This is a genomic window from Rhizobium sp. TBD182 (genome assembly GCF_001950375.1).
Classification (GTDB): Bacteria; Pseudomonadota; Alphaproteobacteria; order Rhizobiales; family Rhizobiaceae; genus Agrobacterium; species Agrobacterium tumefaciens.
Genome location: NZ_BDLN01000001.1, coordinates 650,084 through 661,174, shown reverse-complemented (window position 1 = coordinate 661,174; position 11,091 = coordinate 650,084). Strand labels below are relative to the sequence as shown.

Sequence of the window (11,091 nt, the reverse complement as noted above, 5' to 3'; positions counted from 1 at the left end):
TGCGCTTGCGGGGTCGCTGACGGATTACGGCATCGACGACGATTTCATCAAATCTCTGGGTGAAACCATCCCGAATGGCTCTTCGGCGTTGTTCGTGCTGATCCGCAAGGTGCAGCCGGAAAAGGTGATGGCGGAACTGGAGGGTCTTCGTGGGCGGGTCATCAAAACCTCGCTTTCGCCAGAGCAGGAAGCGCAACTGCAAAAGGCGCTTTCCGGCGGAACGGAACAAGCGGCAGCACCTGCCGTCTGAACGATGCAGAGAGACAATGCTGCGGCATGATTCATGTCGCAGCAGATCTATGAAAGTGCGGCGGCGCTCTTTGCGACCCGCGCCGGAAACGTTGGCTTAAACCGTCAGGGTTCCGGTTTTCGCCTGCGGCCAGGTCAGATAATAATACCGACTGCCGACATTGCCAAAAAATGCATTGTCGCCGGAAATACTGTCGACATAGGCGCCACCGGTGGTCTTGGCATAAGCGGAACCATCGCGCTTGAGGTGGTCCTTCAGAAAATCGCTCCAGCCGGTCGTGGTGATCTCGGTTGCCGGTTTTGAGGTGGTTGTCTTGTCGGCCTCCACGTCCCAGGCTTTTATCTTTGCGCCTTCGGTCGGATCGGAGACGGTCAGCGTTCCAGCGGCCAGCGCTTCCAGCATTGCCTTGGCTTGCGTAGCTTTGCTGGGGTCCTTGGAGAGTTCTTCCAGCGTCGCCTTCAGGCTTGTCATGAAACTGGCCTGTGTAATGTCGCCGGAGGGCGCCTGCGTGCTGGTGTCGTCGGTCTCCGCGTCAGTGCCGGAGACTTGCGCATATTGTGCCAGAAGCTGTGTCAGCCGCGTATTGGTGGAGGAGGGCGAGGTGTCGATCCCGTAGGAGTCGAGGATCGCAGTTCGTGGCGAGGAGGTGGAAGCGGAATTGTCCTCCTGCTCCTTGATGGCCTTGAGTGCGAGTTTGGTGGAGTTGATGCGTGTGGACAGGTCGACGGAGGAGACCATTGCGCTCACTGTTTCCATGATCAGGCCGATACACGTCATGCATACCGAACCGGCTCGGCGAAGATTCTCGATCCCGCCTTTCGTCTCCTCTCATAAGAAGACCAGGTGTATCCCCAGCCGTCTCAAGCTTGGGATGCACCCGGTCTAATAGCCGAACTTTGCGCGACGCTTGCGGACATATAGTGCGTCTCTAATGAACGGAAGCGTTGGACGCACTCAATGCCTTGGTTTCAGTCATGAAACCGCTACGCATTTTACTGGAAGTGCTCAGTTTTCCTGCACGGAAACACCGTTCGGGCCGATATTCATCTCGATCCCCTTCGGTTTGCTTTCTTCGTGCCAGACATAGGCTCCAAGGCCGACAAGAACCACCAGGAGTGCGCCAATGATGAAATAGAGATTGTTCGTCTGCGTCATAGGATGTCTCCCCGTTTGACAATCATGATCGCGGGCTAAACGCATGAAATAATGTAAGGTTCCGTAAGGGTAAGGACTTTATGTGGCACTTCTGCTTTGGCGCAGGCTTTCGCTCTTTTCCAGAGCCATGCATCCCCACAATATGCCGAGCAGCAGGAAGAAATGCCGCCAGTGGTCGGTGTCAATGACGTTGCCGATCATCACATGCCCGACAAAGGTTACCCAGGAAATGATGAGAAACGGCTGCCAGGGCCGCTGGCGCAGCAGCAGTTTGAAGCAGGCGGCAATGGTCCAGCAGATCAGCGTGAGATAGATGACGAAGCCGAACCAGCCATGCGTGGTCAGGCTCTTCAGCCAGATATTATGTTCCGCGGCGGGAAAGATGTCGTCGAACACCATGGGGCCGATGCCGAGCGGGTGTTCCATCGCCATCAGGAAACCGAGATAGTGGCGGGCAAAACGCCCGAGATGGCCACCATCATAGGATTGCACCGCCGAGGCGCGGCTGGAGAACAGGTCTGCTACCTGCTTGAATTGCAGGGCGATGATGACGGCTGCCACCATCAATGCCACGGCGACGAGAAACAGAACGAGGATTTTCAGCCGGAATGCCGCCGTACGCTCTTTCAGCAGCATGACGAAAACCAGAAGCACTGCCGAAAACAGGAAAAGGCCCCATGCGGCGCGTGAAAACGACAGGAACACGGCAAGAGACAGAATGAGCAGGCCGAGGATCCGCCATGGCGCATGCATCGCCTTGCCGGAGAGCAGGCCGTAAATCAGATACAGCGACGGCGTCACCAGGAAGGGACCGAAGACGTTCGGGTCCTGAAAGGCGCCCTTGGCGCGATCGTAAAGGGTAAAGACCTCGAAACCGGGAATGGCGTGAAAATATCCGATGATGCCGAGCAGGGAGGTAATCAGCGCTGCAGCGAGCCAGGCCCGGAAAATCAGCAGCAGCCGCTGGTGCTTGTCCTCGATGATGGCAGCATAAAAAACCGAGGTCAGCGCCAGAAAAGTCGATACGGCGAGATAAAGCGGCCCCTCGTCAAGATTGGCCATGGTGGTGAGCGAAAGATAACCGCCGACATTGAAGGCAAGCAGCAGGCACAGAAGCAGGACGACGGTGCGCGAAAGGCGCAAGCCCAGCAGGAACCAGATGGCCACTTGCCCTACCATCATCAGCTCATAGGGCGCCGGTTCGGAAATCACGAAGCCGGAAAGAAAGACGCCGAAGGCAATGAAGAACGCGCCGACCAACCGCATGGCGGCAAGCGGTGCGTCAAAATCCGGTGCGTGCTGGTAACCGGTGTGGGTCAATAGGCATTTTCCGATTTGAGCAGCCGGATCGGTGTCAGGAACAGGATCTTGAGATCGAGAAGCAGCGACCAGTTCTCGATATAATAGAGATCGTATTCGGTGCGGAACTTGATCTTGTCGCCGTGGTCGATCTCACCACGCCAGCCATTGATCTGCGCCCAGCCGGTAACACCGGGCTTGACCTTGTGCCGGGCGAAATAATGCTCCACCACCTCGGTATATTTCAGGTCGCCCGTCTGGGCGTGCACGGCGTGCGGACGCGGCCCGACCAGTGAAAGATCGCCGTAAAGAACGTTGAAAAGCTGTGGCAGCTCGTCCATCGAGGATTTTCGCAGGAACCGCCCGACCGGCGTGACACGCGGATCGTTTTTCGTGACGGCCTTTTTTGCCGTGGGATCGCTGAGTTCCGTATACATGGAACGGAACTTCCAGACATTGATCGTTTCATTGTTGAAGCCATGACGCTTCTGCTTGAAGAACACCGGGCCTTTGGATGTCGTTTTGACGGCAATAGCCGCGCCCAGCATCACCGGCCACAACAGAACGATGCCGATAATGCTGAAGACGATGTCGAACACCCTTTTCCCGACCGAATCCCAGTCGCGTATCGGCTTGTCGAACACGTCGAGCATCGGCACCGCGCCGACATGGGAATAGGCGCGGGGGCGGAAACGCAATTTGTTGGCATGGGCCGCGATACGAATATCGACGGGTAGCACCCACAGCTTGCGCAGGAGCTGGAGGATACGCGCCTCGGCACTGAGCGGCAGGGCGATGATCAGCATGTCGAGCTTCGTCAGGCGGGCGAATTCCACCAGTTCCGCGAAGGTGCCGAGCTTGGGGTAGCCGGCAACCACATCGGGCGAACGCTCGCTTTTCCGGTCGTCGAAAATGCCGCAGATGCGGATATCATTGTCCGTTTGCTGTTCGAGCGAGCGGATGAGGTCCTTGGCGGCATCGCCGCCACCGACTATCACGGCGCGACGCTCCATCACGCCGTTGCGGCCCCAGTGGCGAATGGCGAAGCCGAGGATCAGCCGTCCGGTGAAAATGGCGATTGCGCCGGTGGCGTACCAGATGGCAAAAGTCTGCCAGGAATGCAGCGCTTCTGGCAAAAACAGGAGAAGGATGCCGGCGACGGTGACGAAGGACAGGCAGACGGCGCCCTGAATGCGGGCAAACATTTTCAGCGGCGCGCGCAGCGTCGGCAACTGGTAACAGTCGCCGGCCTGCAAAAGAAACACGCAAACCGCCGCGCCCAGCACCCCAATGCCGAAAACCGCAAGAAAGGTTTCAAGCCCCTGCCGCGCAGCGATGCCGTTGACGATGGCCGCGATGATCGCAAGCATCGAAAATTCGAGAAGACGCAATTGGCCTATGACCATGTTTGGCGAATGGTTGCCGGCGCGAAGCTGGTTGGCGATCTGCCGTGCAAGCGGATTGAGAACAACGCTTTCCGATGCGGAAGGCTCACCCGCATCGCGCTCGGAGATTTGCTGGCGCAACGTTGCCAGATCGAATTCAAGTCTTCCCTTGTCAGCCTTGGTCATTGCTTTGGTCCGCACCCTCCAGCCCATCGGCCCGAAAACCGGAATCGATTTTCGAAGGGAACGATGCGCAACTTCAAAGTGGTAGAGCACAGTTTTCGCATCCGTGCGGATACGTGCGCTCTACGAGCAGGAAACTAGCCGAAACATGCTAAGAAACGTTTATGATGAGTTTCTACAGGACGGCAGAATATACAATTAAAAATCGTGTTTTTGAAATGTTTCTAGAGCGAAAGCAGGTGACGATAGAGCTTCATCATGTCGTCGGCCATAACAGGCGTTGAAAATTTCGCCTTGAAGCTGTCGGGGCGGGGCATCACCCGTTTCCCCCAGTCCGGGCTCTCGGCATCCTTGACCATTATCTTTGCCAGCGCATCGGCGTCTCCAGCCGGAACGAGCGCCTCGCTGTCTTCTCCCAGAACCTCAGCTATGCCTCCAACATGCGAGGCGATGACGGTTTTCCCCGCAGCAAGCGCTTCCAGCACGATGTAAGGCATCGCCTCGGCGCGTGAGGGAACGACAACAGTCGTCGCCAGCGCAAATGCCTGTCTGGCGGGCATGGCGGCGTGCATGGAAATGCGCTGCGAAAGTCCGGCCTTGGCGATCATATCAGCATATTTGTCCCTGTCCGGCCCATCGCCCACAATGACGCCGGACATGGGCTGGCCGATGCTGCGTTCCATCTTGGCGAATGCCTTGATGAAGATGTCGGGCCCCTTCAGGTCACGCAACATGCCGATATAGAGAAAGCGCGCTGCCCCTTCGCGGGTGGGCACGGTTTCAAACTCGCTTTCCTGCACGCCGTTATAGATCATCGCCGTGCGGGTGCGTGGTTTGCCGACCTTGGTTTCGTAGGTTTCCTGTTCGAAATTGCAAACGAAACACAGGGCGTCGGTGAAATGCTCCTGAAACCGCTCGATGCGCAGGAACAGCTGCCCTTTAAGGCTTTTGCGATCGTAATGCAGGCTGCCGCCGTGCGGCGAATAGAGGCGGGCTACGCGATACTTGTTCACCCGCAACAGTGAGCCGATCAGCCGGGCCAGAGCGCCACCCTTGGCGCTGTGCCCATGCAAAATATCCGGCCGCAAACTTTTGATATGGTTGTAGGACTTAACGAGCGCCCACAGGTCGCCGGGGCTTATCGACCGCTTGATCGGCAGGCGGGTCAACCCTAGCTCCAGCATCGGGGCGATCTGCGCGAAAAGCCGTTCCTCATGCGCGCCGCCGGTCGAACTATCACAGACGATGCCGACCTTGTGGCCCTGCTTGACGTGTTCTTCGATCAGGTCGCGGACATGGCGGAACACGCCACCGACGGGAGAGCGGAAACAGTGAATGATGCGCAGGGGAGGACCGTCATCCGCCATGTCAGCCGCTCCGTTTTTCAGAAGAAGCGTTCACGCACATAGACCGTATCGCCCGCAAGAATTGGTGCGGTGATCCCGATCCGGCCGGTCATCACCTCGGTATTGATCTTGCGGGTGATATCGACATCGGCCTGATTGGCGCGTGGCGTGAAGCCGCCGGCGATGGCGATGGCGTTCTGCGCCGTCATGCCCGGCACGTAGGAATATTGGCCGGGACGGCCGACTTCGCCCATGATGAACACGGGGCGATAACGATCGATCTCGATCGTCACATCGGGATCGCGCAGATAACCCTGACGCAACTTGGCGGCAATGGCGGCTTCGAGCTGCGGCAGCGTCTTGCCTCGGGCGGGAACCTGACCGACGAGCGGGAAGGCGACATAACCAGCCTGATCGACCGTATAGGTATTTGTCAGCCCGGTCTGTTCGAACACGTTGATGCGCAGCCTGTCACCGCTATCTACATGATAGGGCTGCAGGGCGCCCTCGTGAAACGCCTTGGGCGCAGGTTGATATGCCGCGCAACCGGAAAGGGCCGTTAGAACGGCAAGTGTCAGTGCGGTGACATGTCGTGATCCGGCGAGCGGCATCTCATCTGGCTCCGAGTCGAACTATGAGCATTCTTATCGTTCTGTTAGGGTTAATGGGCGGTAAACAGCCAGTCGCAAGGACGGTAATATCGGCTTTATTTCGTGGGTTTCGTCACAATTAACTGTTGTGTTACCGGAAAGACTTAAACTTCGCGAAAATTGGCCTCTATATTTGAGCGCCCGAGGTGTATCTCGGTTACGGAGCCCGTATGAACGGCGATCGCATTGATGACAGGGATGTGGATATCGATCTCGCGCGGCTCGTCGCTGCCATATGGCAGCGCAAGGGCAGGATAGCGGCGATCACGCTGCTTGCCGGGGGCGCCGCCTTCGTTGTCGCAAGCATGATGTCGCCCGCTTACAAGGGCGAGGCGCGCGTCCTCATCGAATCGCGCGCAGCCTCCTTCGGTGCGTCGCAGCAGTCGAATGCGCCCGCCGAACCCGTGCTCGATGAATTGACCATCTCCAGCCAGGTGCAGATCCTGCAATCTGTTGACCTCATCAAGCAGGTCGCGAAAGATATGAAGCTTTATGAGCGGCAGGAGCTTGACCCGGCGGCGCGTCCTTCTCTCGTCTCGAAGCTGCTGGTTGCTGTCGGCGTCAAGAAAGATCCGCAGCAGGTGCCGCCAGAGGAACGGATACTGAAAGCGTTCCAGGAGAGGTTGCAGGTCTACCAGGTCGAAAGCTCGCGCGTCATCACGGTCGAGTTCTCGTCCGAGGACCCCATGCTTGCGGCAGCAGTCCCCAACGCGATGATGAAGGCCTACATCGCGCTGCAGAGCGGCGCGAAACTGGACACAAGCACGGAGGCGGCACGCTGGCTGGAGCCGGAAATCGCCAGTCTGCGTGAGAAGGTTCGCGATGCGGACAGGAAGGTCGCGGATTACCGCGCCTCGTCCGATATTCTGTCGGCAGGGCAGGGCGAAACGCTCGCCACCCGGCAACTCAGCGATATCTCGACCGAACTTGGCCGTATCCGCGGCGAGCGGGCGAATGCGGAGGCGCGGGCAGAAGGCGTGCGCAACGCGCTTTCGAGCGGCCGCCCACTCGATACTTTCCCCGACGTCGTCGCCTCGCCGATGATCCAGAGACTGAAGGAAAGCGAGGCTGCCATGCGCAGCCAGATTTCCGATCTGTCTTCCTCGCTGCTGGAAGGCCATCCGCGTATCAAGGCGCTGCGCAGCCAAATTGACGGCATACAGCGGCAGATTCAGGAAGAGACCCGCAAGGTGCTCGCAAGTCTCGAAAACGAGGCCAATGTGTCCCGCCTGCGGGAGCGGCAACTGGTTCAGCAGTTGAACGTGCTGAAAACGGAAAGTGTACGCGCCGGTGAGCAGCAGGTTGGCCTCAACGACCTGGAGCGCGAGGCCTCGGCCCAGCGCCAGCTTCTTGAAACCTATCTCGCCCGTTATCGCGAGGCGACGTCGCGCGCCGGTTCAGCCGAATCCACGCCCGCCGATGCCCGCGTGATTTCAACGGCAGTGGAGCCGCGCGAACCCTATTTCCCGAAGACCGGCGCCATCACCATTGTCGTCACGCTGGCGGCCTTCCTTCTCTCCTGCATCGTCGTCATGCTCGTGGAACTGTTCACCGGGCGGGCGTTGAAGCCGGTTGGCAAGACCCATGTCCCGCCGCTGTCCGATCCGCCACCACCCGCCAAAGCGCGTGCTGACACGGATGAGACACCGGATACGCCGGAACAACCGCTCCCCGCACGTCAAGAGGATGCGCCGCCTGCGGTTCGTTCCATGCCTGCCGCTGCCCGCCAGTCCATTCTCGAACAGGAAGCGCAGATACCGGTCGCGGCTGTCGCTGCCACATCGGCCTTGCCAGTTGCAGACGCCATGGCTGCGAAAGCGGACGCTGCGGAAGAAGAGATCGACAACGCCGACAATTTCTCGATCGACGCCGTCGCGTCTTTCCTCGCCACCCGTCTTGCCAAATCCGTCGCAGCGGTCGTGTCTCCAGCTGGTGATAGTGGTTCGACCACCACCGTCATGCTGGCGCGCGCCCTGTCCGAAATGGGCCGTTCGGTCGTTCTCGTCGATATGACGGCATCGGCCTGTCCGACGCGCCTGATGGCGCCTGAGACCGGACTGCCGGGCGTCATGGACCTTTTGGCGGGTGCCGCCGCCTTTGGCGAAACCATTCACGGCGACCGGCTTTCCGATGCCCATATCGTGCCGCGCGGCAATGCGCAGCCGCGTGAGGCCATGCGCGCCATCGACCGGCTGACGATGATCCTCAGCGCGCTTTCCGACGCCTATGACACGGTTCTCGTGGAGTGCGGCGCGGTTCAGATATCGAGCCTTGAGAAAATGCTGCGCAATCTGCCGGCGGAAATCGTCGTGTCCGTTCCCGGTAATGATAGCGAATTGCTGGAAAAGACCCTCGGAGAACTGGTTGCCCACGGCTACGAGCAGGCATTGCCGATGACCGGCATGCGCAAACCGGACCGTCTGAGCGCCGCCTGAGATGCTGTGGCCGATAACCGGTCAGTCGGCAGCGGGCGTTGCGTCCATGCTCGGCCGACCGGCGCGGAAACGCTGAATGAACGCATAGAGTGCCGGATTGGATTTGATCAGGCTCTTTGTCCGGGCAATGGCAACATAGGCAGAGGCCGCCGCGCGGCCCTTCAACGTCACCGGCAGGAAAATATCATGCTGCACGGTGAAAAGCGGACACCAGCTGCGTTTGTAGGGCTGGTCACCGACGCCGAAATCGAAGATCGCCGCATTTTCACTGCAAGCCCGTTCGATCATCAGCCAGAACAGCAGCTCACCGGGGCTGATTTCCGCGAAGGTCTCATCGATAGAACCGAACTGGCAGATGATGTGATCCTGCTTGCGCGAAAGGCCGGATATGGCAGCGATGAAACCTTCATTTTGACCATGCAGACGAATGGCGTGGAGTTCCAAAAGACTGTCTGTGCCGATCTCCGGAAAATTTGCGAGGTCATAGAAAAAGTCTTTTACCGATTGATCGCGAAAAACATCCGGAATGCCCTGCGATGCGAACCGGGCTGCCTTCTGTCGGAAAAACGTCTGCAATAATTCGCACTTTTCCCGTGGCGAACGGGCGATCACATGGCTGTAACCACCCATTTCCTCGGCTCTTCGGCTCTGGATGCGGAATTTCTTCCGGCGCCTCTTGGCGTTGATCTGCCGAAGCGTGCTCTCAAAATTTGCCAGTAAGGGAATCTGGAAGGCCGGGTTCTGGTTTTCGACTGATGCCAGATGCGAGAGCGGGTTGGTCCTGCCGCGCCAGATCAGCGGTATGTTCTGCAAGGCCAGAATATCCGCCTGGCCACGCAGCAGCTTTCGCGCTTCGCGGGCAATGGCTGCCGCCGTTTTGTGGCTGGCTGCTTCGGCGAAGGACCGGTCGAAAAGCCCGGTATTGATATTGTTGAAACGGCCGCCGGGAAAACGTGCCTTGCGGATGCCGCCTTCCAGAACGATTTCGAGCGGCAGCAGGAACACGGTCTTTCCGCTTTGCCTGCCGCGAATGATGAGGAGGGGTCTGTCCTGCGTTTGCGCCCAGATGGAGCACCAGCCGTAACCCTGATGCAGCGAATTGAGCGGGTCGCTCTCCAGCTGTTCCCAGTCAGCGCGGATAGTGGAGGCATCGTCGACGAGATCGATAGCCAGGCGATCGGCGCCGCGCCGCTCGTTTTGCACGGCGGCTGGTCCTTCACCCTCGCTGACTATGACCGGCGCTTCAGCCGCCATCCACGCTCTCCGGTTGTTTCGGTGAGACTATATCGTTGAGCGGCAAACAAGAGGTTTATAAAATTGCGACCTCTGGATGTCCCGTAGAAGGCAGGTGCCTATTCCTGTTTTTTGGAGCCGGCCATCCATTTGATGACCAGCATGGCGGGCAGTATCCACAAAAGCCCACTCAGCACGAAGTAGGCAAGATGCACCCACCATGGAGATTGCGCCAGCGTCGCCGACGCGATGGCCGTCGCCGCTACGGCGTAGATGACGACGAGGCAGATGATGACGATGGTGCCGATGAGCGATCTGAGGCGAGGGTGCATGAAATCTTCCGTAACCGAGCATGTATCCCAAAAGTGTCATCGGTTTTGGGGAAAAGACATGCGTAAAACAAAAAATCTAGATCGTCGTGGTGATTCGAAGCAGAGACAGGACGATCTAGTGTCTGGCGCAACTATACCGCCGCGACCGGATGCCGCAAACCCTGAGGCCTTGTTTTGTGGTGCCGGTTGGGGCTAATCAACATGACTGTATGATGGAGACCTCAAAGATGCGTTCGAGCGGCATGACGATGGCAAATGGTTCTGCGGAAATGGTGGTGGAGGCTGCCCTGCAGAAACAGGAGAAGGATCGCCGCCTGCTGCGCATCTGGCTGCGCGTCGTTCTCTTCACGCTGTTCTGTCTCGTGCTTGTCGGCGGCGCCACGCGGCTGACCGAGTCTGGCCTGTCAATTACCGAATGGAAGCCCATCCACGGCGCCATTCCGCCGCTTTCCGTTGCCGAATGGGAAGAGGAATTCCAGCTTTACAAGCGTATTCCCCAATATCAGGAAATCAACCGGGGCATGTCGCTCGATGAGTTCAAGACGATCTTCTGGTGGGAGTGGGCGCATCGACTGCTTGCCCGCGCCATCGGTCTCATCTTCGCCCTGCCACTCGCCTTCTTCTGGCTGACCGGCCGCATCGAAAAGCGCTTGCGTCTGCCGCTCATCGGCCTTCTGGGACTTGGCGGCTTTCAGGGCTTCGTCGGCTGGTGGATGGTGTCTTCCGGCCTCGTCAACCGTACGGATGTCTCGCAATATCGCCTGGCAACGCATCTGACGATCGCGTGCCTCATCTTTGCGGGCTGCATGTGGATATTGCGCGG

General features: G+C 58.6%; 11 protein-coding genes. 3 read left to right on the top strand and 8 right to left on the bottom strand.

What is annotated here, in order from left to right; all coding sequences use genetic code 11:
- On the top strand, positions 1 to 250 hold a 250-nt coding region (locus T18_RS27485; protein ID WP_323455178.1), incomplete at its 5' end, for a DUF1269 domain-containing protein.
- 96 nt (positions 251 to 346) lie between these two features.
- On the opposite strand, the gene T18_RS03320 is transcribed toward T18_RS27485, so the two are convergent.
- The 6 genes from T18_RS03320 to uppC all read right to left on the bottom strand — a co-directional run bounded on the left by T18_RS03320 (position 347) and on the right by uppC (position 6,229).
- Complete coding sequence (locus T18_RS03320; RefSeq protein ID WP_013635931.1) at positions 347 to 1,027, bottom strand: hypothetical protein; 681 nt, start codon at positions 1,025 to 1,027, stop codon at positions 347 to 349.
- A gap of 228 nt (positions 1,028 to 1,255) precedes the next feature.
- Positions 1,256 to 1,405: a hypothetical protein gene (locus T18_RS26235; protein ID WP_003512607.1), complete on the bottom strand. Its 150-nt coding sequence runs from the start codon at positions 1,403 to 1,405 to the stop codon at positions 1,256 to 1,258.
- A 78-nt stretch (positions 1,406 to 1,483) separates the two neighbouring features.
- Positions 1,484 to 2,725 (bottom strand): polysaccharide biosynthesis O-antigen ligase family protein UppF, encoded by a 1,242-nt coding sequence (gene uppF, locus T18_RS03315; protein WP_038490698.1) that lies wholly within the window; start codon positions 2,723 to 2,725, stop codon positions 1,484 to 1,486.
- Entirely contained in the window at positions 2,722 to 4,275 is a 1,554-nt protein-coding gene (gene uppE, locus T18_RS03310; protein ID WP_003512611.1) for a polysaccharide biosynthesis glycosyltransferase UppE, read from the bottom strand. Before uppE ends, uppF begins: the two co-directional genes overlap by 4 nt.
- A gap of 221 nt (positions 4,276 to 4,496) precedes the next feature.
- Positions 4,497 to 5,639, bottom strand: a complete 1,143-nt coding sequence (gene uppD / locus T18_RS03305) for a polysaccharide biosynthesis type 4 glycosyltransferase UppD (RefSeq protein WP_038490701.1) — start codon at positions 5,637 to 5,639, stop codon at positions 4,497 to 4,499.
- A 17-nt stretch (positions 5,640 to 5,656) separates the two neighbouring features.
- Complete coding sequence (gene uppC / locus T18_RS03300; RefSeq protein ID WP_003512614.1) at positions 5,657 to 6,229, bottom strand: polysaccharide export protein UppC; 573 nt, start codon at positions 6,227 to 6,229, stop codon at positions 5,657 to 5,659.
- A 209-nt stretch (positions 6,230 to 6,438) separates the two neighbouring features.
- Here uppC and uppB point away from each other — a divergent pair, with 209 nt between their 5' ends.
- Positions 6,439 to 8,703: a polysaccharide biosynthesis protein UppB gene (uppB, locus tag T18_RS03295; protein WP_038490704.1), complete on the top strand. Its 2,265-nt coding sequence runs from the start codon at positions 6,439 to 6,441 to the stop codon at positions 8,701 to 8,703.
- Positions 8,704 to 8,724: 21 nt separating this feature from the next.
- On the opposite strand, the gene uppA is transcribed toward uppB, so the two are convergent.
- Both uppA and T18_RS03285 read right to left on the bottom strand, forming a co-directional pair.
- The gene (gene uppA, locus T18_RS03290; RefSeq protein WP_025593236.1) at positions 8,725 to 9,957 is read right to left on the bottom strand and encodes a polysaccharide biosynthesis GNAT family N-acetyltransferase UppA; all 1,233 of its coding nucleotides are present in this window, start codon (positions 9,955 to 9,957) and stop codon (positions 8,725 to 8,727) included.
- A gap of 98 nt (positions 9,958 to 10,055) precedes the next feature.
- Positions 10,056 to 10,268 carry a DUF2842 domain-containing protein gene (locus T18_RS03285; RefSeq protein ID WP_003512618.1) on the bottom strand — a complete coding sequence of 71 codons (213 nt, stop codon included), beginning with the start codon at positions 10,266 to 10,268 and terminating at the stop codon, positions 10,056 to 10,058.
- A gap of 242 nt (positions 10,269 to 10,510) precedes the next feature.
- Between T18_RS03285 and T18_RS27480 the strand changes: the two genes are divergently transcribed.
- A partial coding sequence (locus T18_RS27480; RefSeq protein ID WP_323455211.1) for a COX15/CtaA family protein occupies positions 10,511 to 11,091 on the top strand: 581 nt, incomplete at its 3' end.

Bases quoted from the DNA above. Each gene is read 5' to 3' on its own strand.
- T18_RS03320 (WP_013635931.1), bottom strand. From the start codon at position 1,027: ATGACGTGTATCGGCCTGATCATGGAAACAGTGAGCGCAATGGTCTCC.
- T18_RS26235 (WP_003512607.1), bottom strand. From the start codon at position 1,405: ATGACGCAGACGAACAATCTCTATTTCATCATTGGCGCACTCCTGGTG.
- uppE (WP_003512611.1), bottom strand. From the start codon at position 4,275: ATGACCAAGGCTGACAAGGGAAGACTTGAATTCGATCTGGCAACGTTG.
- uppD (WP_038490701.1), bottom strand. From the start codon at position 5,639: ATGGCGGATGACGGTCCTCCCCTGCGCATCATTCACTGTTTCCGCTCT.
- uppC (WP_003512614.1), bottom strand. From the start codon at position 6,229: ATGCCGCTCGCCGGATCACGACATGTCACCGCACTGACACTTGCCGTT.
- uppB (WP_038490704.1), top strand. From the start codon at position 6,439: ATGAACGGCGATCGCATTGATGACAGGGATGTGGATATCGATCTCGCG.
- uppA (WP_025593236.1), bottom strand. From the start codon at position 9,957: ATGGCGGCTGAAGCGCCGGTCATAGTCAGCGAGGGTGAAGGACCAGCC.
- T18_RS03285 (WP_003512618.1), bottom strand. From the start codon at position 10,268: ATGCACCCTCGCCTCAGATCGCTCATCGGCACCATCGTCATCATCTGC.